Here is a 25,522-nt window from a genome sequence, read left to right as displayed (position 1 = left end):
ACACCTCCCAGAATGTTGTCATATCTGCAACTCGATTCTTCATAGTGACAACTCAATCCTGACGTGCCGAAGCCCGATCCACAAGAAGGGGTTTTTGTCGGCTTTGTCGCAGTCCTGTGCCGAGATCAGGGCACGACGGCGTCGGCGGCCCGGCTGAGCAGCGCGGAAAGCAGCGCGGTCTTCGGCACGACGCTGGACACGCGCACGGTCTCGCGTCTGCTGCACTGGTCGAACGCGAGCGGCCCCATGCCGTCGATGGCCGCCGCCGCGTGCGCGGCGACGAAGCTCGCGTCAGAGCCGCCCATCTCCGCGACCCGCCGCAGCGGCATGCCGAGCGGCGCGGCGAGCTCCTCGGCGATCCGGTAGAGCCGGTCGGAGACCGACGCGGGCATCGCCGGCCGCGTCACCCCGCCCGCCACCTCCACCCGGACGTCGGGGGTCGCCCGCGCCGCGGCGAGCTCCCGCACCCGGGCGGCGAGCGCGTGCCCGTCCTCGGTCGCCGGAGCCCGCAGGTCGACGTGCAGCTCGGCATGGTCGGGCACCACCTGGCGCGCGGTGCCCGACCGCAGGACGCCGACCGTGCACAGCGTGCGCGCCGCGCGGTCAGTCAGCGCCTCAAGGCTCCCGACCAGGGGCGCGACCGCCGCAAGCGCGCTCGCGCCGGTCGTCTCGGTCGCGTGGGCGGTCCTGCCGTGCGCGGTGAGCACCATCGCGCCGACCGACCCGCGCGAGGTGATGAGGCCGCCGCCGTCGAGCCCCGCCTCAAGGGTGAGGCAGACGTCGGCGCGGCGGCCGAGCTCCTCGATCCACGCCCGGCTGCCGACGCTGCCGAGCTCCTCGTCGGGCACCAGCGCGTAGGTGATCGACCCGACGCCGGGCAGGCCCGTGTCGAGAGCCGCGCCGATCGCGGAGACCGCCATCGCCAGCGCGCACTTCATGTCGCCGACGCCGGGCCCGGTGAGCACGTCGCCGTCGCGGGTGAACGGCCAGGCGGCCGCCGTGCCCCCGGGCCAGACGGTGTCGGCGTGCCCGAGCACCAGCACCGAGACGCCCTCGCCGAGCCGCAGCGTCGCCTCGAAGCAGCGGCCCCGGTCCCGGCCGATCGAGCGGGTCGCGACGGTGAACCCGAGCGGGGCCAGATATTCGCCGACGAGCCCGCTGACGGCGTCCACGCCCTCGGGATCGTGCGACCCGCTGTCGATCTCGACGAGACGACGGGTGCGCTCAAGGATCAGCGGAAGCTCAGGCGCAAGGCGCGCGATCCGTTCGGCGAGCACCGAGGGCTCAGACATTGTCGCGCTCCGCGGTCCGCGTGTACTCCCGGTCGAACACCTCGGCGTCGCCCTCCCATGCCGTGACCCGCGATCTCAGGTGGAACTCCGTCGCCGTGCCCGTCATCCGGGTGCGGATGCGAACCCTGGTCCGCCAGTCGCCGCGTTCGATCCGGATCGTCCGGTCCATCTCCACCGACGCCGACAGCGGGTCGCCCTCGCGGATGGCGAAGTCGCACAGCTCGTCGTCGGCGTAGCGCAGGCCCGACGGGAAGACCCGGTCGCCATTGAGGTCGCGGACGAGCCGGAACGTGTGCCGTCCGGTCTCCGGGTCGTACCCCGGCGTCATCTCGGGCCGGTGCTCGCGCAGCGACGTCACCGGCGGCGGCGCTGCGGTCTGCGGCGGCCCGAACGCCACGTCGTCCGAGGGGTCGGGCGTGGTCGTCGGCAGGAGCAGGCGGCTGCCTTCGGCGAGCCGTACGGTCACCGTGGGGAGCTCGGGCGCGGGCCAGATCCACGGCCAGTACTGGGTGGACACCGCGACCCGCAGCCGGTGCCCGGCCGGGACGCGCTCGCCGACCCCGCCGAGCGGCACCCGCACCCGGTACTCGCGCCCCGGCTCGAGGGGCGCGGGCTCGGCGTGCCCGTCGCGGTGCGTCAGGTTGAGCACACCCCGGCTGACCAGGCTCGACGTCCCGTCCGGCGCGACCGCGCACAGCCGCGCGATCACCGTCGCGACAGGCTTGTCGGAGCTCACCACGAGATCCAGTGCGGGCTCGCCGAAGATGACGGTGTCCTCGGCGAGGGGACGGGAGTCGAAGGTCAAAGACAGGGCGTCGTCCGCGCGCTGGTCGGTCGGCAGATCCGTCAGGGTGCCGTAGGGCAGCCATGACCCCGCGGTCGATCCCAGCGTCAGCGGGCTTGAGTGCGCGACGGTGCCGCCGTCGCCAGGGCCGTCCGGGTCGAGCCCGGACGCCGTCAGGTGCCAGGCGTCGCCCGAGCCCGGCGCGGGCACCGCGGCGGCGGCGTGCCAGCGGCCGGTCCGCTCGGTGAGGTCGGCGCGCGGCTCGGCGGTGTCCTGCGCGAACCAGCGCAGCAGCGGTTCGTTCTCGACGCCGTTGCGGACGCCCTTCAGCCACCGGTCCCACCACCGGACCGTCTCCTGCAGGAACCCGATCGACGGCCCGGGCACCGCGCGCTCCGGCCAGGTGTGCCCCCACGGGCCGACGATGCCGCGCCGCGTCCCGGGAAGGTCGCGGAGCAGGCGCAGCGCCGACTCGGTGTAGGCGTCGGCCCAGCCGCCGACCACGAGGGTGGGCACCTCGATCGCGGCGGGGTCGTCGCGGACGGAGAACCGCGTCCAGTAGGCGTCGCGCCGCTGGTGCCCGATCCGCTCGGCGGAGAACGGGGCGTTCGCGGCGAGCCGCTCAAGCCACAGCGCCCGCCACGCGTCGCCGACTACGGCAGGGTCGGGCGTGCGGGCGTTGAACGAGAGCATCACGTGCCCCCACACCGCCAGGTAGAACGCGAGGACCGCGCCGCCCATGTAGTGGATGTCGTTGCCGTAGTGGTCGTCGGAGGAGTAGACGCTGACGGCGGCGCGCAGCGCGGGCGGGCGGCGCGCCGCGACGTGCAGGGTGTTGCAGCCGCTCCACGACATGCCGGTGAGCCCGACCTCGCCCGAGCACCACGGCTGGTCGGCGAGCCAGGCGATCACCTCGGCGATGTCCTCCTGCTCCTGCGGGTGGTACTCGCCGGTGAGGACGCCTTCCGAGTTGCCGCTTCCGCGCAGGTCCATCCGGGCGCACGTGTACCCGTGGCCCGCGACGTACGCCATGCGGACGTGGTCGTCGGCGAGCGCGACGTCGTCCTTGCGGTACGGCATCGCCTCGAGCACGGCGGGCACGGGCGCGGCCTCGGCGTCCGCCGGGAGCCAGAGCTTGAGCGACACCGCGACGCCGTCGCGCATCTTCACCAGGACGTGTTCGCGGATCTCGACCTCGTGCGGCAGGTCGGTGACGATCTCGGGTCCGTCAGACACGCGCTTCTCCTTCCGGGACGGGCGCGCGGCCCGTCGCGTCGTCGGGGTGCAGGGCGCGCCGAACGTACTCGCCGGCCGACGGCGCGTACAGCTCCCACAGCCTCCGCAGTTCCGTGAGCGGCTCGGCGTGGTCGTCGACGCGCAGGTCGACCAGCGGGAACCGCTGCGCGCCGTGCACGAGCAGGGCCGCCGACCGCAGAGGATCGGTCTCGCCGCCCGCCTCAAGTCCCGCTTCCAGCGCGCTGACGAGCCGTTCGGCGAGCTCCGCCGACGGGTCGGCGCGGAACGCCGCGCTCACGGCGGGCCCGACGCCGGGGGCGGCGAGGATGTTGCCGACCACCGCGTGGTCGTCGGCGAGGACTGTCGTGGCGGCCGAGGCGTCGATCCGCGCGCCGGTGTAGGCGGCGGCGGGGCCGCGTGCGCCGATCGCGGCGAGCTGCCGCCAGTCCGCGTCGGGGGTCGAGCCGACCGTCGCGCGGACGGCGTCCTCGGCGGTCGCGCCCGCGTCGAGGATGTCGAGCATGCGGGGGCCGAGCCTGGGGTCGGTGCGGTGCTGGGTCACCACGGCGCCCGTCCCGCTGCGCACCCAGGGCACCCGCGCGCCCACCGCCATGTCGGACGTGGCGGTGGCGACGCCGAGCAGGCCGGTGCGGCCGCAGCGGGCGATGATCGAGTACGTCATCCGGTCACCAGCCACAGGTCGCGGGCCTGCCAGCCGAGCCGCGCGGTCTCGCCGGGCCTGAGGCTCGCCGGGAGGTTCCGGCTCGGCGTCTCGGCCTTGACCGACGTGCCGTCCGGCAGCCCGACCCGCACCGAGGTCTGCGCGCCGAGGAACGAGACGTCCTCGACCGTCCCCTCGCACGCGAAGTCCGTCGGCTCGGACGGCTCGATCAGCACGGTCTCCGGCCGGAGGATCACCGTCGCCGTCCCGTCGGTGACCTCGCCGCGCCCGGCGATCCGCGCGCCGCCGAGCCCGGGGAGCTCGACGTCATAGCGCCCGCCTTCGGAACCGGTGACGCGTGCCGCGAGCGTGTTCGACGCGCCCACGAAGTTCGCCGCGAACAGCGTCGCGGGCTCGTGGTAGACCTCCTGCGGGCCGCCCACCTGGATGAGCTCGCCGTGCTGCATGATGCCGACCCTGTCGGACATCGCGAACGCCTCCTCCTGGTCGTGCGTCACGTAGACGAAGGTGATGCCGAGCTCGTGCTGCACCGACTTCAGCAGTACCTGCATCTGACGGCGCATCCGCAGGTCGAGCGCGCCGAGCGGCTCGTCGAGCAGCAGCACGCGCGGGCTCAGCACAAGCGAGCGGGCCAGCGCCACCCGCTGCTGCATGCCGCCGCTCAGCTGCCGCGGCCGCAGCGCCTCACGCCCGCCGAGCTCCACGAGTTCGAGCATCGAGGAGACCTTCGCCTTGATCTCGGCGGCCCCCGCGCGCCGCTCCTTCAGCCCGAACGCGACATTGTCGTACACGCTGAGGTGCGGGAACAGGGCGTAGCTCTGGAAGACCGTGTGCACGGGCCGCTTGTGCGCGGGCGCGTCCTGGATCTCGACGCCGTCGAGGAGGACGCGTCCGCTGGTCGCCCGCTCAAGCCCGGCGATCATGCGCAGCGTCGTGGTCTTGCCGCAGCCCGACGGGCCGAGCAGCGAGAAGAACTCGCCGCCCCTGATCTTCAGGTCGACGCTCTTCACCACGGGGTTGTCCTGGCCGAACGAGCAGCACAGCGCGTCGAGTTCGAGCGCGGCGCTGCCGCTCGCGGCCCCGGCGGCCTGACGGCGTCGTGCGGTGGTGGATGTCCCGATCATCGCGGGTCCTTTCTTGCGGTGCCCTGCGCCGCCGAGCGGGTCCGCCACCAGGTCGCGAGCGCGAACAGGGCGAGCGCGAGCATGGTGACCGCCATGAACGAGACGGCGATGGCGTTGACGTCGGGGGACACGCCCTGCCGGGACATGCCGAGGATGAGGATCGGCAGCGTCTCGGTCTCGGATCCGGCGAGGAAGACCGTGGAGACGACGTCGTCGAAGGAGAAGGTGAATGACAGCAGGGAGCTGATGGCGACGGCCGGGAGCAGCATCGGCAGCAGCACCCGGGTGAACGCGCGCCACGGGGTCGCGCCGAGGTCGGCGGCCGCCTCGTCGTAGGTGCCCTTGAGGGTCGCGAACCGCGCCTGGATGACGAGCGTGGCGTAAGCCGAGCAGAAGATGACGTGTCCCGCCACGACCGACCACATGCCGAGGTTCAGCCCGAGCTTGCGGATGAGCAGCAGCAGGCCGACCGCGATGACGACCTCCGGCAGCATCATCCGCGCGTAGGTGAGGGTCTGGAGCCTGCGGCGCGAGCCCTGCGACAGCCGCGCCGCGCCCATGACCGCGGTGATCGAGAGGACCACCGCGATGACCGTGGAGAGGCCAGCGATGGCGGCGCTGGTCAGGAAGTCGTCCCTGACGCGTTCGCTGCCGAGCGCCGCACGGAACCAGTGCAGGGTGGCCCCGCCCCAGGTGTTCAGTGACGCGTCGGCGTTGAAGGCGTTGACGACCACCTTGCCGATGGGCACGTAGAAGAAGACGAGGACGGCGACGAGCAGCACGTGCGGCAGGCTGAGCCGCGGGCGGCGGCGTTTCACGCGATGTCCTCCAGTCGGTCGAGACGGCGGCGCGACGCGAACATCACCGCGAGCATGATCCCCATCAGCGCCGAGCCGATGGCCGCGCCGAACGGGAAGTTCCCGGTGCCGAGGAACTGGTCGGCGGCGACGTTCCCGGCCATCAGCGTCTTCTGGCCGCCGAGGATCGCCGGGATGGTGTACTCGCCGGTCGCCGGGATGCCGACGAGCAGCGCGCCCGCGATCGTGCCGGGCATGGCGAGCGGCACGATGATCTTCCAGAACACCTTCGTCCGGCCGAGCCCGAGGTCGTGGCCCGCCTCGATCATCGCCGGGTCGATCCGTTCCAGCGCGACGTAGATCGGCAGGATCATCAGCGGCAGGTACCCGTAGACCATGCCGACGCCGATCGCGAACGTCGAGTAGCGCAGCTCGGTCCCGTCGGGGATGAGGTGCAGCGCGGTGAGGAACTTGTTCGCCAGGCCGTTGGGCGCGAGGAGGTCGAGCCAGGCGTAGGTGCGGACGACGAAGCTGATCCAGTACGGCACGACGACGCCGACGAGGCACAGCGTGCGCAGCGGGCCGCGCAGTCGGCTGATCGCCAGCGCGACCGGGAACCCGATGACGACGCACGCGGCGGTCGCGGTGACCGTCAGGACGAGGGAGCGGACGATCGCGCCGACGTACACGCCGTCGACGAGCGCGCGGTAGTTGTCGAGCGTCCAGCCGAAGGACACCTCGAACGTGAGCACGTCGATCCGCCCGAGGCTGTACACCAGCAGCAGGATCAGCGGCGCGACGAAGAACAGCACGACGTACAGCGACATCGGCGCGACGAGCAGCCTGGCCCGCCACCGCTCGGCGCGGGGGCCGCCCCTCCGCTCCGTCGGCGCTGACGGTGCGGGGCGGCGGCCGGTCTTGAGCACGGTCATCAGGACGCCTTGATGCGCTGCCACATCGCGTTGCGCGCCTCTTCGGTCTTGGGGTCGAGGAACTGCTCGGCCAGGAACGGCGAGGTGTCGCTCGGCTTCAGCGCGACGTTGTCGAGGATCTTCTCGTCGATCCCGCTCTCGGCCTCCTTCATCAGGAAGGACGCGCCCGTGGTGTTGATGAACCCGGCGTAGTTGACGGGGTCGAGGTGGAAGTCGAGGAACTTCGCGGCGGCGTCGCCGTGCTTGCCGCCCGCGACGGGCACGACGCCCTCGATGTACCCGGGGGTGCCCTCGGTGGGGGAGACCCAGGCGATCTTGTCGCTGCCGGCTCCGGCGTAGGTGTAGTCGTACAGGACGGCGATCGCGGCCGAGCCGGACAGCAGCGGCTTGTCCTGGTCGGAGGAGGCGAACGCCAGCAGCTTGGGCTTGATGGCGAGGATCAGCTTCTCGGCCTCGGCGAGCTGGCCGGCGTCGGTGGAGTTGAGGTCGTAGCCGAGGGCGAGCAGGGCGATGGAGATGACGTCGCGGTCGTAGTCGGGGAAGACGATCTTGCCCTTGAACTCGTCGGCGCGGTCGAACAGCTCCTTCCACGACTTCGGCGGGTCGGTGACGAGCTCCTTGTTGTAGGCGATGCCGACCTTGCCGGTGTTGGTCGGGACGCCCCACGGGTAGGCGTCGCGGTACTCCTGCGGGATCTTGGCGAGGTTCGGCACCGAGGCCGGGTCGAACTTCGCGAGCAGCTTGCCCTGGTCGAGGCGCTTGGCGGTGACGTTGCCCGCGAGCACGAGGTCGTAGGTTCCCTTGTTCTGGGCGAGCTGGCTGGCCAGCGCGGCCGAGCCGCCCTCGGCGATCGCGGTCTCCTTCACCGTGATCCCCGAGTTGGCCTTCTGGAAGTCGGCGATCTCGGTCTCGCCGATCCAGCCGGGATAGTTCAGGAAGGAGACTGTCGCCGAGTCGGCGGAGCCCGCCTTCCCGTCCCCGTCTCCGCCGCCGCACGCCGCGACGACGGCGGTCATCGCGAGCACCCCCGCGACGGAACCCAGCTTCCGCAAGGACGGTCGACGCATGGAACCTCCAGGTCCGATCAGCTGCCGATCAACGCGCTCATCTGATGCGTTGCCATAGCTGCAACTGATGTTGGTGTTGTGGCATGGAGAGTATGTTTCGCATTAGTCCGTGTGAAGGTCGGCTTTGTTAAGAGTTGGTTTCGTTGCACCAGGGGCAATCTGAGTTGTCATAATGACATCACCCGCGCGGCTGACCCGTCGCGCCCCCAGCCCACGAGTGAGGTGGCGATGGCGCCCGAGCGCGACACAAGCATCAGAAGGGGACTCGACGTCCTCGCCGTCCTCGAGTCGCCCGAGGCGCTGACCAGGGGCGGCCTTGGCGTCACCCGCATCGCGAACATCCTCGGCAAGGACAAGAGTCAGATCTCGCGCAGCCTCAAGGTGCTCGCCGAGTACGGGCTGATCGACCGCGACCCGAAGACCCTCGCCTACCGGCTCGGCTGGCGCATCTACTCCATGGCGCGGCGCAGCGGCGACCACAGGCTGCTGTCGTCGGCGGAACCCGTGCTCGACGAACTCCTCGCGCGGACCGGCGAGTCGGTGTACCTGTCCGTCATGTCCAACTACGAGGCGCTGACCGTGCTGGAACGCGTCCCCAGGCACGCGGTCCAGGCCACGAGCGGCATCTGGCCGGTGTTCTCCACCTCCGTCGGCCGGGTCCTGCTCGCGGGAAGGCAGGACGCCGAGATACGCCGCATGTACGAGGGCGTCCCCGTGCAAACGCGAGGACCGCACGGCATCGACGGCGTCGAAGACCTGCTCGCCAGGATCGCCGACGTCCGGCGCGACGGGCACGCGGTCGTCTCCGACGAGTTCGAGGACGGCCTGACCGCCGTCGGCGCGCCCGTGCGCGACCATCGCGGCGACGTCATCGCCGCGCTCGGCGTCTCCGGGCCCTCGTTCCGGTTCGCCGCCAAAGCCGAGGAGGCCGTCGCCGAGGTGCTCGCGGCCGCGGCGCGCATCGAGGAGCGGTTCGTGACGCCGCACGCGGGGGCCGAGGCCGATGAGTGACCGGGCGAGGATCGCGGTCTGCCAGACCGAACCCGTGCTGCTCGATCTCGCGGCCAACGTCGCGGCGACCGCGGCCGTGGTGCGCGACTGCGTGGGGCGGGGCGCGGACGTCATCGTGCTGCCCGAGCTCGCGACGTGCGGGTACATGTTCGAGACCGTCGAGGAGGCGCGGGCGGCGGCCGTCGGGCTCGACCACGAGGTCTTCCGGGTCTGGCGGGCGGCGCTCGGGAGCGGTGACGGCGTGCTCGTCGCGGGGTTCGCCGAGGCGGGCGCGGACGGCCGCCTGTACAACAGCGCGGTGGTGCTCGACCGCACGGGAATCCGTACGGTCTACCGCAAAACGCATCTGTGGCACCGGGAGAAGCGGTTCTTCACGCCAGGGGACCTGCCCCCGGCCGTCGTGGAGACGCCGCACGGCAGGATCGGCGTCCTCATCTGCTACGACCTCGAGTTCCCCGAGATGCCGCGCACGCTCGCGCTCGCCGGGGCCGACCTCGTCGCCGCCCCCACCAACTGGTCACGCGCCGAGATCCGCACGGGCTCCGAACCCCCGCAGATCCTCATGGCCCGCGCCGCCGCCCGCGCCAGCCACGTCTACGTCGCCGCCTGCGACCGCCGCGGCGTCGAGCGCGGCCAGGAGTTCACCGGCGGCAGCGTCATCATCGACCCCGAAGGCTGGCCCCTCGCCACCCCCACCTCCGACCACATCGCCCTGGCCGACGTCACCCTCCCCACCGCCCGCACCCGCACCCTCACCCCCCTCAACGACCTCTTCACCGACCGCCGCCCCACCCTCTACACCCTCTAACCCCGTCGTGCGGTTGCGGGTTGGTCCGCGACCCCACGCCCCGGCCGGGCCTCGACCCGGCATGCGGTTGCGGGTCGGGTCGTGTCGCTCTGGGGGCTTGACCTTGACGTGTGGGTGAGGGGTTACGGTGCCGGATGCCGGGGCCGAGGGACGGTCCGGGGAGGAGGATGACTGTGGGTGGCGCAGGTATGGGGCGTGGGATTCGGGTGAGGGCGCTGTCGCGGGGGTTGCCGTTGGAAGGGGACTTTGAGGTTGTGGAGGGGGAGATTCCGCGGGTGGGGGAGGGGGAGGTGTTGGTGAGGAATCGGTGGTTTGCGGTGTTTCCGTCGGTGCGGACGCTGCTTGGCGGGGGTGTGCCGGGTGCGCCGTTCCCCGCGTTGGCGGCGGGGGATGCGCTGTTCGGGCCCGCTGTCGGCGAGGTGGTGGCGGCGCCCGAGGGCTCGGGGCTGCGGCCCGGTGGGCTTGTGACGCACTTTCTCGGGTGGCGGGAGTGGGCGGTGGTGCCCGTGGACCAGGTGGTGCCGGTGGACGCGGAGCTGCCCGATCCGGCGGCGCAGCTGTCGCAAGGAGCGCTTGCGTATACGGCGTTGACCAGGGACGCGGGGCTGCGGGAGGGCGAGACCGTGCTGGTGACGGGTGGGGCGGGCGCGGTCGGCACGATGGCGGGGCAGATCGCGCGGCGGCTCGGCGCGGGCCGCGTCGTGGGGAGTACGGGGTCGGCCGCCAAGGCGCGGCGGATGACCGAGGAACTCGGCTACGACGCGGTGGTCCGCCGTGACCTCGGCGACTTCGAAGGACAGCTCGCCAAGGCCGCGCCCGAAGGGCTCGACGTCGTCATCGACACGGTGGGCGGCGCGCAGCTGCGCGCGGCGGCGGCAGCGGCCCGGCCGCACGCGCGGATCGTGCTCGTCGGCACGCTCGGCGGCCAGCTCGACCCGGCGCGCAAGGGCACCGACGCACCCGTCGAGCTCGACACGTTCCAGCTGGTCGTCAGGGCGGTCACGCTGCGCGGCTTCGGCGGCCTCACCCCCGCCGAGCGGCGCGCGGCGCACACGCGGCTCGGCACGTGGCTCGCGGCGGGCGAGATCCTCTTCCCGCACACGCGCGTCGCGGGATTGCCGGCGGCCCCGCGCGCGTTGACCGAACTGCTGTCGGGCGACCACCTCGGCGCCGTCATCGTGGAGCTGTAACGCGGGAGGGTGCCCTGTGCGGATAGGCGACGCGGCCGCGGCGGCCGGGACGACGGCACGCGCGCTGCGCTTCTACGAGGAACGCGGCCTGCTCAAGCCGCCGCGCACCGCGTCCGGCCAGCGGGACTACGGGCCGCGCGAGATCCGCAGGGTTCGCGCGATCCGCCTCCTGCTGTCCTTCGGCCTCACCGTCGAGGACGTCCGCGCCGCCGCCCCCCGCCTCGCCGTCTTCGACTCCGACGACTTCCCCGCCTTCGGCACCGAGGGCTGCGACGGCTCCGGCGGCGTCGCCACCGCCCGCCTCGCCGCCCTCGACGCCGAAATAACCCGCCTGACCACCCTCCGCACCCGCCTAGCCAAAGCCCTAACGCCAGAGGACCCCCCACCACCCCCGCCCCACAACGCGGTCTGACCGCGCAATGCGCTCGACCGCGCGCCGCGCTCTGACCCCCGCCTGGCCCGCGACGCGCCCTGACCGTGCGACGCGCTCTGGCCGCGCGAGGCGGCCCCGGTGGCGTGGTGCGGAAGGCGGGGGCTTGCGCACCACGCGGGGTTACTGGAGGCCGGTGCGGACTGAGGTGATGCGGTGGGTGTTGAAGCCGAGCCAGTGCATGCGGCCCAGGTAGCGGGCGTGTTCGATCTTGAGGCAGAGGTCCATGACGACGGTGAGGCCGGCGTCCTCGGCGATCCGCGCGCCCTCGGCGTTCACCACGCCGAACTGGCACCACAGCGAGGTCGCCCCGATGGCGACGGCGTCGCGCGCGATCCCGGGCAGTGCGTCGGGCGCGCGGAAGACGTTGACGACGTCCACCGGCACAGGGATCTCACCGAGGCTCGCGTATGACTTCTCGCCGAGGATCTCCGGTTCGCGAGGATTCACCGGGATCACCCGGTATCCGTGGCGTTTGAGGTAGTACCCCACGAAGTGACTGGCCCGCAGCTCGTTGCCGGAAAGGCCGACGACCGCGATCGTCCGTGCCGTGTGCAGGACCCGCTGGATCGTCTTGGGCTCCTGGTAGCGCGCGGGGTCGAATGCGCCGTTCTCGGTCATCGTGCGGTCACCTTCTCCGACGCGTCAGCGGGCGAAGCCGAGGCGGCGGCGTGGGCGAGCCCCTGTTCCAGGTCCCAGATCAGGTCGGCGACGGTCTCGGTCCCGACCGACAGCCGTACCGTCCCCGGCCCGACGCCCGCCGCCCGCAGCTCCGCGTCACTGAGCTGCCGGTGCGTCGTGCTCGCCGGATGGATGATGAGGCTCTTGGCGTCCCCGACGTTGGCCAGGTGCGACCAGAGCGAGACGCCCCGGATGAGGTCCTGCCCTCCCTCCCGGCCGCCCACGACGTCGAAGGAGAACACCGCCCCCGCTCCCCGAGGCAGGTACTTGTCTACGAGAGGCCGATAAACGCTCGTAGCAAGCCCCGGATACGTGACGTTCGAGGCAAGCTCGTGCTCGGCGAGGAAGGACGCGACGGCCTGCGCGTTCTCCACATGCCGGTCCATCCGCAGCGACAGCGTCTCAAGCCCCTGCAGGAACAGGAACGCGTTGAAGGGCGACAGCGCCGCCCCGAGGTCGCGCAGCGTCTCGGCCCGCAGCTTCATCAGGTACCCGTAGGTCCCGAACGTCTCGTGGAACTTCAGCCCGTGGTAGGCGGGCGACGGCTCCGCGATCACCGGGAACCGCCCGTTCGACCAGTCGAACTCCCCGGACTCCACGACGACCCCGCCGATGCTCGTCCCGTGCCCGCCCAGGAACTTCGTGGCGGAATGGACGACGATGTCAGCCCCCCACTCGATCGGACGGCACAGGTAAGGCGTGGCGAACGTGTTGTCCACGACCAGCGGAATCCCGTGCTCATGCGCGACGTCCGCAATAGCCGAGATGTCCAGCACATTCCCCGACGGGTTCCCGATCGTCTCCCCGAAGAACGCCTTCGTGTTCGGCCGCACCGCGTCGCGCCACGCGTCCGGATCGTCCGGATCGACCCACGTCAGCTCGACGCTCATCTTGCGCAGCAGGTGCTTGAGCTGGTTCACCGTCCCGCCGTACAGCGCCGACGACGACACCACATGGTCGCCCGGCTCGAGCAGCGTGAACAGCGCGGCGGCCTGCGCGGCGATCCCGCTCGCGAACGCGACGGCCCCCACCCCGCCCTCGAGGTTGGCGATCCGCTCCTCGAACACCGCGACCGTCGGGTTCATGATGCGCGAGTAGGTGTTGCCGTACTCCTGGAGGTTGAAGTACGCGGCGGCCGACTCGGGGTCCTCGAAGACGTAGCTCGTCGTCTGGAAGATCGGCACCGCACGCGCGCCGGTGTTCGGGTCGGGCCGCTGCCCTGCGTGCAGCTGCCGCGTCTCGAACCCGAACGCGCGGGCCTCCTCGGCGCGGGGTGTGTCCGTCATGCGGGTCTCTTCCTCAAGGTCGTTCTTGTCCGCTCCGGTGAAGGAAGCGGCGGATGATCGGAGTCTGTCGTGCTTCCTCCAGAAGGAAGCAGTCGTGTCCGTAAGGCGCGTCGATGACATGGGACTCGACGGGCTTGCCCAGTTCCCGCAGCGCCCCGGCGATCTCCTCCGACGCCTTCGGCGGGTACAGCCAGTCGGAGCTGAACGAGATCAGCAGCGTCCGCGCCTCGACGTCGTCAAGCGCGCGCAACAGCGACCCCTTGCCGTGCTGCCGAGCCAGGTCGAAGTACGTGAGCGCCCGCGACACGTAAAGGTAGGTGTTCGGGTCGAACCGCCGGACGAACGACGCGGCCTGGTGGTGAAGGTAGCTCTCCACCTCGAACTCCGGCTCGGTCAGGGTGTGCCGGATGTCGTCGGCGAACTGGAGGCGTCGCCCGAACTTATCGTCAAGGGCGGGCGCGGAAAGGTACGTGATGTGCCCGACCATCCGCGCGACGCCCATGCCCGCGTCGGGACGGCGTCCGGTGCCCAGGTAGCGGCCGCCCTGCCAGTCCGGGTCGCGGGTGATGGCCTCGCGCGCGATCGCGTTCCAGGCGACCCCCTGCGGGTGGAGCGCGTGCGTGCTGGCGATGACGACGATCGCGTCGACCTGGTCGGGGTAGGAGACCGCCCACTCCAGCGCGCGCATCCCCCCGAGCGACCCGCCCGCGACGGCGGCGACCCGCTCGATCCCGAGCGCGGCAAGGAACGCCCGCTCGGCCCGGACCATGTCCCCGACGGTCACGACGGGGAAGTCGGGCCCGTACGGCTCGCCCGTCGCCGGGTCGATCGAGGACGGGCCGGTCGTGCCGCCGCACCCGCCGAGCAGGTTGGTCGCGACGACGAAGTACTCGTTCGTGTCGAACGCCTTGCCCGGCCCGATCATGCCGTCCCACCAGCCGAGGCCCTTGTTCGCCGACCCGTCGCGCTCCTGGGCGGCGAACCCGTCGCGGGTGCTCTCGGCGGGCGGCTTCGCCGCGACGCCCGCGGCGTGCGCGTCGCCGCTCAGCGCGTGGCACACGAGGACGACGTTGTCGCGTTCCGGGGACAGCTCCCCGTACGTCTCGTAGGCCACCCGGACGGGGTGGAGTTCCCGTCCGCAGTCGAGCCGCAGGGGTGCGGGCAGGTCGAGATACCGGGTGGTGACAGTGCCTACCGATCCGGCCGTGAGCGTCGGTGCTGGCTCCGCCATAGGGGCTATGTTGCCCGCCTCACCCCGTGTATTGTCAAGTAACCCAGTATGTAATACCGGAAAGCACCGGCAAGTTCGGACAAAAGGGACAACGCACGCTATGACCACCATCTCCAACGGAGTCAACGTCCAGGCGCTGCTCGACGCGCGCGAGGCCCTGAAGGGCGCGCCCGAGGCCGCCGAGTTCACCTGGAAGGCCACCTCCAAGTGGCAGAACGGGGTGCACAGCACGGTCAGCATCCAGGGCTTCCACGGCCTCGGCCAGGAGCAGTCGCACAAGGAGGAGTCGGTCTTCGCCGCCGACCACCCCGAGGTCTTCGCCGCCGAGGACAACGGCATCACCCCCATCGAGTACCTGCTCGTCGGCCTGGCCAGCTGCCTCACCGCCGGCGTCGCGTCCGTCGCGCAGAACCGCGGCATCCAGCTCCGCTCCGTCGAGTCGACCGTCGAGGGCAAGCACGACATCCGGGGCATCCTCGGCGCGGACAGCGACGTGCGCAACGGCTTCAACGACATCAAGGTCACCTTCCACATCGACGCCGACGCCACCAAGCAGGAGATCGAGGCGCTGGTCGCCCAGTCGCAGAAGCGCTCCGCGGTCTTCGACGCGCTCACCAACCCGACCGACGTCACCGTCGCGGTCGCCTGAGGAGCACGTCATCGAGCACGTCACCGCCGTCGTCATCGGCGCGGGCCACGCGGGCCTCGCGGCGAGCCACTTCCTCACCGCCGCCTCGGTCGACCATCTGGTCCTCGAGCGCGGCGAGGTGGCCAACTCCTGGCGGCGTGAGCGCTGGGAGTCGCTGCGGCTGCTCACCCCCAACTGGCAGACCGGCCTTCCCGGCCTCGCCTACGACGGCGACGACCCGGACGGCTATCTGACGGCGGGGGAGACCGCCGACTTCATCGCGCGGTTCGCCAAGGTCTCCGGGGCCCCGGTCCGCACCGGCGTGGAGGTCACGTCGGTGCGGCGCGCGGACGACGGCTACACGCTGGAGACGAACCAGGGCCCGATGCGGGCGCGTGCCGTCGTCATCGCCAGCGGCGCGTGCAACCTGCCGGTCGTGCCGGGGCTCGCGGGCGGGGTGCCGGAGGGCGTCGCGCAGCGCACGCCGTTCGACTACCGCGACCCGGACGCGCTGCCCGAGGGCGGTGTGCTCGTCGTCGGGGGTTCGGCGACGGGCGTGCAGCTCGCCGCCGAGATCGCGCGGTCGGGCCGTCCGGTGACGCTGTCGACCGGCGAGCACGTGCGGCTGCCGCGCGTCTACCGGGGCAAGGACGTGCTGTGGTGGATGGACGCCTCGGGGGTGTGGGACCAGCGGCACGACGAGGTCGACGACCTCGTCCGGGCCCGCCGCCTGCCCTCGCCCCAGCTCGTCGGGACGCCGGAGCGCACGACGCTCGACCTCAACGCCCTTAGCGCGCTGGGAGTCGAGCTGGTGGGCAGGCTCGCCGCGATCCGCGACGGGCACGCGCTGTTCTCCGGCGGCCTGCGCAACGTCTGCTCACTCGCCGACCTGAAGCTCGACCGTCTGCTCGACGGGTTCGACGCGTGGGCCGCCCAGACCGGGCATGAGGCGGCCCCGCCGGAACGCTTCGCCCCGACGGCCGTCCCCTCGCCGTCGCGGCTCAAGCTCGACCTGCGGTCCGGCGAGATCCGCTCGATCGTCTGGGCGACGGGCTTCCGCCCCGACTACTCGTGGCTTGACGTCCCCGTCATCGACGAAAAGGGCAGACTCCGCCACGAAGGCGGCATCCTGGAGGCCCCCGGCCTCTACGCCCTGGCCCTCCCGGTCCTCCGCCGCCGCAAGTCGACCTTCATCCACGGCATCGAACCCGACGCCCGCGAGGTCGTCGCCCATCTCGTCGCGGACCTGGCCGTAAGGCCCTGAAGCCCGCCCGTCCCCCGTGGCGGGCGGGCCCCAGGCGCTCGTCCGACGAGCGCGTCGGGAGGGCCGTCCGGGTGGGGTCAGGGGTTCTCGGCGAAGGTGGTGATGCGCTGGTCGAGGCTGCGTTGGAGGTGGGCGCGCATCTCGGCGCGGGCGGTCTCCGGGTCGCGGGCGCGCAGCGCCGCCATGATCCGTTCGTGTTCGGCGTTGAGCAGCGCCGGGTCGCCGTAGGACGCGGGCGGTCCGCTGTCGTAGATGCGCAGCCGTGTGGTGAGGCGTTCCAGCAGCGCGGTGATCGTCGTGTTGTGCGCGGCGTTCCACAGGGCCTCGTGGAAGCGGAAGTTCCCGGCGCGCGCGGCGGCGTCGTCGGGGGCCGCGCAGCACAGGTCGTGCTGCCGGGACAGCCGCGCGAGGTCGAGGTCGGTGTGCCGGAGCGCCGCGACGCCCGCCGCCTCGGCCTCGAGCGCGATCCGCGCCTGGTAGATCTCCACGATGTCCTCGGGCCGTCCGGCCCTGATCCGGTAGCCGCGTAGCGCGCGCTCGATCAGCCCGTCGTGCTCCAGCAGGGTCAGCGCCTCGCGGACGGGCGCGCGTGACGTGCCGTAGCGGGCGCTGAGCGCGGTCTCCAGGAGGGGGACGTCGCGGGGGAACGCCCCGTCGAGGATGTCCTGGCGGAGCCGCCAGTAGTGGGCGAGGCGGTCGGTGGCGGGGGAGGTCTCGGACAAGGGGGCCCTTCCGGGAGGTTTCGACTAATCCTACCAACTGTGTAGTCTTATGCCGACGCGTGTCGACACACGTCGCCACGAGCGTACACAGGGGGGAGCATTGGGAGTGCAGGCGCTGATCACCGCGGCGGAGCTCGCCGCCACAGGCGACGCCCTCGTCCTCGACGTGACCGTCGACCTCGCCGCGCCGGAGTTCGACGGCGACTACCGGTCGGGGTCGGGCCGCGAGCACTGGCTGGAGCGGCACATCCCGGGCTCCGCCCACGTCGACCTGCGGAAGGTCTTCGCCGACCCGGGCAAGCCCTACCACTTCGGCAGCCCGTCGCCGGGCCTGGTCGCGGCCCAGCTCGCCGCGCTCGGCGCGCGCGAGGGCGTCCCCGTCGTCCTGTACGACTCGGGCTCGCTCCAGTGGGCCGCGCGCGCCTGGTGGACGCTGCGCGACGCGGGCTTCGACGCGCGCATACTGGACGGCGGCCTCCCCGCATGGGACGGCCCGGTAGCCTCCGGCGAGGAGCCCGCGCGTTCCCCGGGCTTCCTGCCCGAGCCGGGGGAGAGCCGCGGCCTGTGGGCGGACCGCGCCGACGTCGAGGACATCACCCACGGCCGCGCCCCCGGCGTCCTGGTGTGCGCGCTCAGCCCCGACTACCTCGCCGGAACCGTCCCCACCCGCTACAGCCGTCGCGGCCACATCCCCGGCGGCCTCAGCCTCCCCGCACGCACCCTCCTTACGCCCGACGGCCTCGTCCGCACAGGCTCGGACCTCGCTTCCGCGCTCGCACCCGTCCCCGAGGACCCGGACACGCCCATCGTCGTCTACTGCGGCGGCGGGGTGTCGGCCTGTCTCACCGCGCTCGGCCTCGTCCTTGGCGGACGCCGGAACGTGCGCGTCTACGACGGCTCCCTTGAGGAGTGGAGCGCCGACCCGTCTCTGCCGCTTGTCTTTTCCTGATCCCCCCGCACCGCCCTACCGAAGGGAACCTTCCATGACCTCCACCGCCTCCGCTTCCGTGACGCCGTCCGCCGAGACCGCCGCCGTGGCGCTCGAGCGGCTGCGCGAGAGCGTCCCGCTGGTGCAGTCCCTCACCAACATCGTCTCCGCGAACTTCCTCACGAACGTCCTGCTTTCCGCGGGCGCGACCAACGCGGTCATCGACAACCCGCACGAGGCCGCGTTCTTCGCCGGGATCGCCGGGGGCGTCCTGATCAACCTCGGCACCCCGACCGACTTCCAGGCCGAGGCGTTCGAGGAGGCCGCCCGCGCCGCGCACGCCAAGGGCACCCCGTGGGTCCTCGACCCCGTCGGCGTCGGCGGCCTGCCCTGGCGCACCAAGCTCGCCGCCGAGCTGCTCGCGCACCGGCCCACCGCGATCCGCGGCAACGCCTCGGAGATCGCCGCCGTCGCCGGGCTCGGCGGCGACACGCGCGGCGTGGACAGCTCAGCCGACGCCGCCGACGCGGTGCCCGCCGCGCTCGCCCTCCTCGACGTCGCCGACGCCGTCTCGGCCTCCGGCCCCGTCGACTACGTGGTCGGCCGGGTCGACGGGGTCGCCGAGACCGTCACGGTGCACGGCGGTAGCGCGCTTCTGCCGCGCGTCACGGCCACCGGCTGCTCCCTCGGCGCGCTGTCGGCCGCCTACCTGGCCGTCGCGGACCCGTTCACCGGTCTGGTCGCCGCGCACGCGCACTTCGCGGTGGCGTCCGAGCGGGCCGAGGCTGCCTCGTCCGGGCCCGGCACCTTCGCCGCCGCGTTCCTCGACGCGCTCGCCTCGGTGACCCCCGACGACCTCCGCGCCCACGCCCGCGTCGCGAAGGCGGCCGCATGACCGTCAAGACCTTCTGGTACCTGAGCCCCGCCGACGGCGACTACCCGTGGAGCCCCGGCGGGCTCTACCCCTTCGACCCCGCCCGGTACGTGAACCTCGCGAAGACGATCGACGAGGGCGGGTTCGAAGGGGCCCTTGTGGCGACCTGGCCGAACGACCCGTTCGTGTCGGCGTCGGTCGCCGCCGCGCACACCACGTCGATGAAGTTCCTCGTCGCCGTTTACGCCAGGATGATCCCGGCCCGTCTGCTTTCGGAGAAGGCCCTGGCCTTCGACGCGTTCAGCGGCGGCCGCCTGCTCATCAACTCCGTCAACGGGCGCGACAACATCCTCACCAAGTACGGCATGGAGACCGAGCACGACGAGCGGTACGAGCTCGGCCGCGCCTACTGGGAGGACTTCCGCCGCCTGTACAAGGAGGGCGCGGACTCCAACTTCCCCAACACGCCGCTGCGGGTGGAGCCGACCGCCCCCGACGGCGTCCCGGTGTGGGGCGCCGGCGACTCCGAGGCGGGCCTGGCGAACTCGGGCCAGGTCCTCGACGCCTACCTCACGATGATGCGGCACCCCGACTTCCTCGCCGAGAAGTTCGGGACGGCGCGCGCGTCCGCCGAGGCGGCCGGCCGTCGGCTCACCGACTACGGCGCGCTCGCCGGGGTGATCGTCCGCCCGACCGAGGCCGAGGCGCTCGACCGCCTCGCCGCACTCTTCGAGAAGGCAGGGATCGAGCGGATCACCGAGGTGCTCGACCAGGCCGTGCGCCGTCGCACCCACGGGGCACAAGATCTGCGGACGTTCACCGCGCGCGACCCGCTGCGCCAGAAGTGGGTGGACACGCTGCTCGCCGGGCAGCTCCCGCACCCGCGCGACCTCAAGATCGGCGACCACCTCTACGCGGGGATCACCGCGTGGTCGCCGCTCGACATCTTCAGCACCGGCTCGTCGGCGGTCTACCTCGTCGGCACTCCCGACGGGCTCACCGGCGCCGTCGCGGACCTGCGCGCCCGCACCGGGCTCACCGCGCTGATCCTCGCCGGGTGGCCGCTCACCGAGGAGGCCGGGCAGGTCGCCGAACACCTCATCCCGAGGTTCAACGAGCTGCCCTGACCGTCAGCCGGGAGTGACGTTCCTCCAGCGCGCTTCACAGGCCGAGTAGACGCCGAACAGGGCGAGGCCGAAGGCGAGGACGGCAAGGAGCCAGGGGCCCGCGGGGGTGTCGGCGAACTCGCGGAGGGTGCCGTCGACGCCCTCGGCCTTGCCGGGGTCGAAGGTCGCGCCCGCGTACACGAGGAACACGCCGACGCCGGTGAAGACCGTGGAGCGCGCGGCGTAGCCGATCCGTCCGAGGAGTTCCACGACGCGCCGGGCCCGCCCGGAAACGTGGAGCTTGTCCATGAAGTCGCGCTCGATCACCGACTTGTAGGCCATCCACAGCGCCCCGGCCACCAGCGCGACGCCGACCAGCATGACGAGCCAGTTGCCGCCCGGAATGTCGTGCATGGCACGGCCGGTGAGGTCCTTCGACTGCTCGTCGCTTGACTTCTGGCCGCGCGAGCCGAGCGTGAACAGCAGCGTCGTGGTGGCCATCACCGCGTAGAAGACGCCGCGTCCCAGTGACATGACGCGCTCGGACGCCTTGTGCCCGTCGGGTCCCGCCGCGCCGAACGCCGCCTCGGCGAGCCGCCACACCGCGAGGCCGAACAGCCCGACGACGAGCGCCCACAGCAGGAACTGCCCGCCAGGCTGCGCGCCGAGCGTCTGCACCGCGCCCGAGTTGTCGGCCTCCTGCCCGCCCGACCCGAACGCGACGCGCAACGCCAGCACCCCCATCAGGAAGTACAGCACCCCCCGCCCGGCGAGCCCGAGCCGCGCCGCCATCCCCGTCGCCTTACTGCGCGACGCCTCCCTTACGTTTCGTTCCGCGCTGGTTACCATGGGTAAAAACCTTCCCCATGGTTCGGTCAAGAAACCGATAAGTCATCTTGTGGGCTATATGTCACCCTTGGTCGCCTCGCCGTGCGTGGAGGTGGCGGCCGTCACCGTCGTGGCGCGGTGACGGCCCGCGCGGCCCGTCATCGGGGGGTGAGGCGCACGACCGGGTAGCGGCGCTCGGACTTGGCCTGGTACTTGCCGTAACGCGGCTGGGCCGCGACGATCCGCGCCCACGCCCGCTCCCGCTCGTCGCCTTCGAGGACCTCCGGCGTCACCGGGACGGGCGGCAGGCCCGGCAGCTCGACCGTCGCGCGCTCGGGGTGCGCCATGAGGTTGGCGTGCCAGTCCGGGTGCTGCGAGCCGCCGCCGGACGCCACGACGAGCCGCGCCTCGCCCTCGTCGGCGAACCAGGCGAGCGGCGTCTCGCGCGACTGCCCGCTGCGCCGCCCGACGGTGTTCAGGATCAGCACGTCCATGCCCATGAACCCGCCTTTGCCGCCCCGGATCTTCCGGCTCATCCGCGCGTTCGTCTTCTGCTGCATCCACCGCGAGAACGCCCCCGGCGTCCCGGCCGCCCGCTTCGTCTGCTGCTGGGCCATCTCATCTCCCTTGAGTAGTTTTGGTGGGGTTTTCCCGACACCTCGAACCTACGGGCGGGCCGGTGGCCGACGCTTCTCGATTCCTGACCGACCGCGTCGGACGCGCTCAGGACAGGAAGGGGGCGGCGGTCCAGGCGTCCTCGTGGGGGCCGAGGACCGTCATCCTGCGGTAGAGGCCGAGCAGGCCGCCGGACGGGCGCAGGATCTCCGAGGCCCAGTCCGGCGTGGGGAGGCTGACCTTCCCTGGGGGAGGCGTCACGCCGGGGCTGGGGTGCCCGCTTGTCGTCAGGCAGACGTCCATGCCGTTGACGTCGTAGACGCACAGTCGCTCGGAGCCGATGGCGATGTTCTCCGGCAGCCGCCGTTCCTCGGGGGTGAGGTCGTCGGCGGGCACGGTCGTCGAGGTGCCGACGAGGTGGTGCGCGGGGTGGCCGTCGACCGTCGTGTTCGGTTCGTTCCGCCATGGGTGGTCCCGCACGTCGGAGGGGTAGAGGGCGATCCCCAGCCCCTCGGTGAAGTGGACGTTCGCCGTCTCGGGGGAGGAGTCCGCGGAGTCCAGGGTGAGGCGGGCGGGAAATCCGCTGATCTGGAAGGGGAACCGCGCGGGCTCCGCCACGATCCGGACCCCCGCCGCCACCTTCCGGACGATCCTGGTCAGCTCCCGCGCCGACAGGCCAGTCTCGTTGACCTCGACCTCACCCCAGCGGCCTGGGGCGAACTCCACGCGGAGCCGCGCCTCCCCGTCGGCGGTGCCCGCGCCGGGCGGCGGAGGCTGGAGCCAATGGGCGGCCCGCCCGCCCACGTCAGGCACGGGGATCGCCACGGCGGGCACCGCGCGGCGCATGTACCCGAGTTCTGGTTCCGGGCCCTTGGGGAAGAGCGTTACGACGACCTGCGCCGCGGAGTCCGCTTTGGTCACCCGGAAGTAGACGCGGCCCTCCTGCAGTGACCGTGAGTGCGGCGTGTAGCCGTCGGGGAGCCAGCCGTACTCCAGTTGCTCGGTGATCGGGTTGGGCAGCGGCACGGGCGCGGGTGCGACGGACGGCGGCGGCGGGCCGGGGTCGGCGCCGGGCAGCAGCGTGACCGCCGCCACCGCGACCGCCAGGGCCGGCGCGACGACCGCGCACGCCCTGCGCAGCCGACGGCTCCGCCGCCCCCTGCGGAGGGCCAGGTCGACGTCGATCCGCGGGGGCGGCGCGTCGCGTTCGGCGAGGTCGCGCAGCCGGGACCTCAGGTCGGGTTCGGTCACAGCGGGTTCCCTTCCATGGCCAGCGAGCGGCGCAGGGCCGTCAGCGCGCGTGACGTGTGGCTTTTGACGGTGCCCTCGGTGCAGCCGAGCGCGTTCGCGGTGTCCTCGATCGACATGTCGCAGTAGAATCGCAGCACGACCGCCGCGCGCTGGCGGGGCGCGAGTGCGGCCAGCGCGGCCCGCAGGTCGAGCGCGAGGTCGGGGCCGGTGCGCGCGGCGTCCGGGGGCGCGTCCGTGACGACCGCGCGCTTCCACCACCCGGTCCGCTGCTCGCTCAGGAAGACCCTGACCAGGACCGTGCGGGTGTAGGCGTCGAGGCTGTCGGCCTGGGACGCGCGCCGCCACTGGAGGTACAGGCGGGTGACAGCGGTCTGCACGAGGTCGTCGGCGCGGTTCCAGTCCTGGCAGAGCAGGTAGGCCACGCGCCGCAGCCACAGGGTTCGGGAGGTGACATATGCCGTGTACTCCTCGTCAGCGGACACGGATCACCTCGTCCTCAATCCGTCTCATGCCGCTCATGACGCGTCCGGCGTCACGTCAGGTTGTCACGGCGTCGCGGAATTCTCCGAGCCGGTGAGGTAGTGCTGGAGGACGGGGCCGAGCCACGCGACGATCTCGTCGCGCTCCAGCGCGGTGACGGGCGGCAGCCGCAGCACGTACCGGGTCAGCGCCACGCCGAGGACCTGGGTCGCGACGAGGCCTGCGCGCTGCTCCGGCCGGTCGGGCGCGACCGCCAGGACGGCGGGGGCGAGTTGGCCCGCGAACACCTCGCGCATCCGCTCGGCGGCCGCCGGGTGCGTGACGGCCGAGCGCAGCAGGGCCATCAGCGTCTCGTCGCCGTCCCAGCGCGCGACGAAGTGCGCGGCGAACACCCTGCCGACCTCCTCGCGCGGGACGCCGAGCGGATCGGGCAGCCGCAGGTCGAAGTCGGCGGCCGCCGCGAACAGCCGGTCCTTGCTGCCGAAGTAGCGCATCACCATCGACGGGTCGATGCCCGCGTCCGCGGCGATGGCCCGGATCGTCGCGCGCTCGTAGCCGTCCTTGGCGAACCGCTCGCGCGCCGCGTTCCGGATCGCCTCCTTGGTCGCGTCCGAGCGTCTCGGCCTGCCTTCGGTCTGCATGCCAACAACTGTAGGCAAACAACCGTTGACATCCAACCCCCCGGGTGTTCGACTGGTGCCAACAAGCGTTGACTGGAGGTCGTGATGACCGACGTGATCGTGGTGGGCGCGGGCCCCACCGGGCTGCTGCTCGCCGGTGACCTCGCCGAGGCCGGTGTAGCCGTCACCGTCCTGGAACGCAGGGACGGACGGGTCTCCAACCTCTCGCGCGCCTTCGGCGTCCACGCCCGCACCCTTGAGCAGCTCGACGCGCGCGGCCTCGCCGACCGGCTCGTCGCCACCGGGACGCCCGTGCGGCGGATCCGGCTGTTCGGCGGCGTCGAGGTCGACCTCGGCGCGCTGCCGAGCCGGTTCCCTTATCTGCTGGTCACGCCGCAGTACAACGTGGAGAACCTGCTTCTTGAGCGGGCGGTGGAGGCGGGCGCGCGCATCGTCCACGAGGCCGAGGCCGTCGGGCTCGACCAGGACGGCGACGGCGTCACCGTCACCACGCGCGACGCGTCTTACCGGGCGGCTTACGCAATCGGCACCGACGGGTTCCACAGCGCCGTGCGGCGGCTGCTCGGCCAGCCGTTCCCCGGCAGGTCGGTGCTGAAGTCGATCATGCTCGCGGACGTCAGGCTCGCCGAGGCCCCGGCGGAGACCCTGACCGTCAACGGGGTCGGCGACGCGTTCGCCTTCATCGCCCCGTTCGGCGACGGCTACCACCGGATCTTCGCCTGGGACCGCAGACCCGTCGGCGAAGACGTCCCGCTCGCCTTGGCCGAGGTGCGCGACGTCACCCGGCGCGCGCTGGGCAGCGACTTCGGCATGCACGACCCGCGCTGGCTCTCCCGCTTCCACAGCGACGAAAGACAAGTCCCCGCCTACCGCGTCGGAAGGGTCTTCCTCGCGGGGGACGCCGCCCACGTCCACTCGCCCGCGGGCGGCCAGGGCATGAACACCGGCCTCCAGGACGCCGCGAACCTCAGCTGGCGACTCGTCTCCGGCCTGCGCGGCGCTCCCGACGGCCTCCTGGACGGTTACCACACCGAACGCCACCCCGTCGGCCGCGCGGTCCTCCGCAGCAGCGGCACCCTGATCCGAGCCGCGATGCTCCGCTCCCGCCCTGCCCGCGCCCTGCGCACCTTCATGGCCCGCTCAGCCCTAGCCATCCCCCGCATCCGCACAAGACTCCTGGGCGAAATATCCGGCATCGGCGTCGCCTACCCCCGCCCACCCGGCACCCACCCCCTCGTCGGCACCCGCGCCCCCGACCTCCCCCTCACCACCGGCAACCGCCTCTACGAAGCCCTACGCGGCGGCCACTTCCTCCTCCTGACCTCCACCGACCACCCCACCCTGCCCGCCCACATCCCCACCGCCACCCCCACCACAACACCCCCCGCCCCCTTCACCCTCATCCGCCCCGACGCCTACATAGCCTGGGCAGCCCAAACCCCCACAACCCTGACCACCCCCCAATAGCCCACCCCACCCCAAAGCGCGCCCGCCACACCCTCGCAACGCGTTCCAGGGAGCGCCGCCAAGGCGCGGTGCCGCGACCAGGGGGTTTAAGAGAGCGCCGCCAGGCGCGGCCCAAGCGGACCGGGGGTTCAAGGGAGCGCCGCCGTCTTAAAACACCTGATCTCCAG

General features: G+C 72.1%; 26 protein-coding genes. 10 read left to right on the top strand and 16 right to left on the bottom strand.

Going from position 1 to position 25,522, the window contains the following annotated elements; translation table 11 throughout:
- Window positions 1–125: 125 nt before the first annotated feature.
- Genes R9X44_RS21165 through R9X44_RS21135 form a run of 7 tightly spaced genes read right to left on the bottom strand, consistent with a single transcriptional unit; the run spans window position 126 to window position 7,914 of the window.
- Entirely contained in the window at window positions 126–1,292 is a 1,167-nt protein-coding gene (locus tag R9X44_RS21165) for a M20/M25/M40 family metallo-hydrolase (RefSeq protein WP_319815961.1), read from the bottom strand.
- Window positions 1,285–3,312 carry a CocE/NonD family hydrolase gene (locus R9X44_RS21160; RefSeq protein WP_319815960.1) on the bottom strand — a complete coding sequence of 676 codons (2,028 nt, stop codon included), beginning with the start codon at window positions 3,310–3,312 and terminating at the stop codon, window positions 1,285–1,287. The genes R9X44_RS21165 and R9X44_RS21160 overlap by 8 nt, the downstream gene beginning before the upstream one ends.
- Window positions 3,305–3,994: a DUF1028 domain-containing protein gene (locus tag R9X44_RS21155; protein WP_319815959.1), complete on the bottom strand. Its 690-nt coding sequence runs from the start codon at window positions 3,992–3,994 to the stop codon at window positions 3,305–3,307. The genes R9X44_RS21160 and R9X44_RS21155 overlap by 8 nt, the downstream gene beginning before the upstream one ends.
- Window positions 3,991–5,118 (bottom strand): ABC transporter ATP-binding protein, encoded by a 1,128-nt coding sequence (locus R9X44_RS21150; protein WP_319815958.1) that lies wholly within the window; start codon window positions 5,116–5,118, stop codon window positions 3,991–3,993. The genes R9X44_RS21155 and R9X44_RS21150 overlap by 4 nt, the downstream gene beginning before the upstream one ends.
- Window positions 5,115–5,936: an ABC transporter permease gene (locus R9X44_RS21145; RefSeq protein ID WP_319815957.1), complete on the bottom strand. Its 822-nt coding sequence runs from the start codon at window positions 5,934–5,936 to the stop codon at window positions 5,115–5,117. The genes R9X44_RS21150 and R9X44_RS21145 overlap by 4 nt, the downstream gene beginning before the upstream one ends.
- Window positions 5,933–6,847: an ABC transporter permease gene (locus R9X44_RS21140; RefSeq protein ID WP_319815956.1), complete on the bottom strand. Its 915-nt coding sequence runs from the start codon at window positions 6,845–6,847 to the stop codon at window positions 5,933–5,935. The genes R9X44_RS21145 and R9X44_RS21140 overlap by 4 nt, the downstream gene beginning before the upstream one ends.
- Window positions 6,847–7,914, bottom strand: coding sequence for a spermidine/putrescine ABC transporter substrate-binding protein (locus tag R9X44_RS21135; RefSeq protein ID WP_319815955.1), 1,068 nt, complete (start codon window positions 7,912–7,914; stop codon window positions 6,847–6,849). The genes R9X44_RS21140 and R9X44_RS21135 overlap by 1 nt, the downstream gene beginning before the upstream one ends.
- Window positions 7,915–8,142: 228 nt before the next feature.
- Here R9X44_RS21135 and R9X44_RS21130 point away from each other — a divergent pair, with 228 nt between their 5' ends.
- The 4 genes from R9X44_RS21130 (at window position 8,143) to R9X44_RS21115 (ending at window position 11,335) form a co-directional block, all read left to right on the top strand.
- Window positions 8,143–8,925 carry an IclR family transcriptional regulator gene (locus R9X44_RS21130; protein ID WP_319815954.1) on the top strand — a complete coding sequence of 261 codons (783 nt, stop codon included), beginning with the start codon at window positions 8,143–8,145 and terminating at the stop codon, window positions 8,923–8,925.
- Window positions 8,918–9,733 carry a nitrilase-related carbon-nitrogen hydrolase gene (locus tag R9X44_RS21125; protein ID WP_319815953.1) on the top strand — a complete coding sequence of 272 codons (816 nt, stop codon included), beginning with the start codon at window positions 8,918–8,920 and terminating at the stop codon, window positions 9,731–9,733. Before R9X44_RS21130 ends, R9X44_RS21125 begins: the two co-directional genes overlap by 8 nt.
- A gap of 134 nt (window positions 9,734–9,867) precedes the next feature.
- Window positions 9,868–10,923, top strand: a complete 1,056-nt coding sequence (locus tag R9X44_RS21120) for an NADP-dependent oxidoreductase (protein WP_319815952.1) — start codon at window positions 9,868–9,870, stop codon at window positions 10,921–10,923.
- A 16-nt stretch (window positions 10,924–10,939) separates the two neighbouring features.
- On the top strand, window positions 10,940–11,335 hold the full coding sequence (locus R9X44_RS21115) for a MerR family transcriptional regulator (protein ID WP_319815951.1): 396 nt from the start codon (window positions 10,940–10,942) through the stop codon (window positions 11,333–11,335).
- A 141-nt stretch (window positions 11,336–11,476) separates the two neighbouring features.
- Here R9X44_RS21115 and R9X44_RS21110 read toward each other — a convergent pair whose 3' ends face one another.
- From R9X44_RS21110 to metX, 3 genes are read right to left on the bottom strand one after another with little or no spacing between them, the layout of a single operon-like run.
- Window positions 11,477–11,974 carry a CoA-binding protein gene (locus R9X44_RS21110; protein ID WP_319815950.1) on the bottom strand — a complete coding sequence of 166 codons (498 nt, stop codon included), beginning with the start codon at window positions 11,972–11,974 and terminating at the stop codon, window positions 11,477–11,479.
- Entirely contained in the window at window positions 11,971–13,320 is a 1,350-nt protein-coding gene (locus R9X44_RS21105) for an O-acetylhomoserine aminocarboxypropyltransferase/cysteine synthase family protein (protein WP_319815949.1), read from the bottom strand. Before R9X44_RS21105 ends, R9X44_RS21110 begins: the two co-directional genes overlap by 4 nt.
- Before the next feature lie 13 nt (window positions 13,321–13,333).
- Window positions 13,334–14,551, bottom strand: coding sequence for a homoserine O-acetyltransferase MetX (metX, locus tag R9X44_RS21100; RefSeq protein WP_319815948.1), 1,218 nt, complete (start codon window positions 14,549–14,551; stop codon window positions 13,334–13,336).
- A gap of 100 nt (window positions 14,552–14,651) precedes the next feature.
- On the opposite strand from metX, the gene R9X44_RS21095 reads away from it, so the two are divergent.
- Entirely contained in the window at window positions 14,652–15,200 is a 549-nt protein-coding gene (locus tag R9X44_RS21095) for an OsmC family protein (protein ID WP_319815947.1), read from the top strand.
- Window positions 15,201–15,210: 10 nt separating this feature from the next.
- Window positions 15,211–16,443: an NAD(P)/FAD-dependent oxidoreductase gene (locus R9X44_RS21090; protein WP_319816102.1), complete on the top strand. Its 1,233-nt coding sequence runs from the start codon at window positions 15,211–15,213 to the stop codon at window positions 16,441–16,443.
- Between the two features lie 77 nt (window positions 16,444–16,520).
- Here R9X44_RS21090 and R9X44_RS21085 read toward each other — a convergent pair whose 3' ends face one another.
- Window positions 16,521–17,165, bottom strand: coding sequence for a GntR family transcriptional regulator (locus R9X44_RS21085; protein WP_319815946.1), 645 nt, complete (start codon window positions 17,163–17,165; stop codon window positions 16,521–16,523).
- 106 nt (window positions 17,166–17,271) lie between these two features.
- Between R9X44_RS21085 and R9X44_RS21080 the strand changes: the two genes are divergently transcribed.
- Genes R9X44_RS21080 through R9X44_RS21070 form a run of 3 tightly spaced genes read left to right on the top strand, consistent with a single transcriptional unit; the run spans window position 17,272 to window position 20,094 of the window.
- On the top strand, window positions 17,272–18,114 hold the full coding sequence (locus R9X44_RS21080; protein ID WP_319815945.1) for a sulfurtransferase: 843 nt from the start codon (window positions 17,272–17,274) through the stop codon (window positions 18,112–18,114).
- Between the two features lie 34 nt (window positions 18,115–18,148).
- A complete protein-coding gene (gene thiM / locus R9X44_RS21075) occupies window positions 18,149–18,988 on the top strand; it encodes a hydroxyethylthiazole kinase (RefSeq protein ID WP_319815944.1) in 840 nt (279 codons plus the stop codon).
- The gene (locus R9X44_RS21070; RefSeq protein WP_319815943.1) at window positions 18,985–20,094 is read left to right on the top strand and encodes an LLM class flavin-dependent oxidoreductase; all 1,110 of its coding nucleotides are present in this window, start codon (window positions 18,985–18,987) and stop codon (window positions 20,092–20,094) included. Before thiM ends, R9X44_RS21070 begins: the two co-directional genes overlap by 4 nt.
- A 3-nt stretch (window positions 20,095–20,097) precedes the next feature.
- On the opposite strand, the gene R9X44_RS21065 is transcribed toward R9X44_RS21070, so the two are convergent.
- From R9X44_RS21065 to R9X44_RS21045, 5 genes are all read right to left on the bottom strand, one after another.
- Complete coding sequence (locus tag R9X44_RS21065) at window positions 20,098–20,865, bottom strand: DUF1206 domain-containing protein (protein WP_319815942.1); 768 nt, start codon at window positions 20,863–20,865, stop codon at window positions 20,098–20,100.
- Between the two features lie 194 nt (window positions 20,866–21,059).
- Entirely contained in the window at window positions 21,060–21,518 is a 459-nt protein-coding gene (locus R9X44_RS21060; protein WP_319815941.1) for a nitroreductase family deazaflavin-dependent oxidoreductase, read from the bottom strand.
- Window positions 21,519–21,624: 106 nt separating this feature from the next.
- A complete protein-coding gene (locus tag R9X44_RS21055; protein WP_319815940.1) occupies window positions 21,625–22,767 on the bottom strand; it encodes a hypothetical protein in 1,143 nt (380 codons plus the stop codon).
- Window positions 22,764–23,249, bottom strand: a complete 486-nt coding sequence (locus R9X44_RS21050) for a SigE family RNA polymerase sigma factor (RefSeq protein WP_319815939.1) — start codon at window positions 23,247–23,249, stop codon at window positions 22,764–22,766. Before R9X44_RS21050 ends, R9X44_RS21055 begins: the two co-directional genes overlap by 4 nt.
- Before the next feature lie 63 nt (window positions 23,250–23,312).
- Window positions 23,313–23,888: a TetR family transcriptional regulator gene (locus R9X44_RS21045; protein ID WP_319815938.1), complete on the bottom strand. Its 576-nt coding sequence runs from the start codon at window positions 23,886–23,888 to the stop codon at window positions 23,313–23,315.
- 84 nt (window positions 23,889–23,972) lie between these two features.
- On the opposite strand from R9X44_RS21045, the gene R9X44_RS21040 reads away from it, so the two are divergent.
- Window positions 23,973–25,355, top strand: coding sequence for an FAD-dependent monooxygenase (locus R9X44_RS21040; protein ID WP_319815937.1), 1,383 nt, complete (start codon window positions 23,973–23,975; stop codon window positions 25,353–25,355).
- The last annotated feature ends 167 nt before the right edge of the window (window positions 25,356–25,522 follow it).

Origin of the sequence: Actinocorallia sp. A-T 12471 (assembly GCF_033875155.1) — a bacterium.
GTDB lineage: Bacteria > Actinomycetota > Actinomycetes > Streptosporangiales > Streptosporangiaceae > Actinocorallia.
This window is presented reverse-complemented; position numbering and strand designations above follow the sequence as displayed.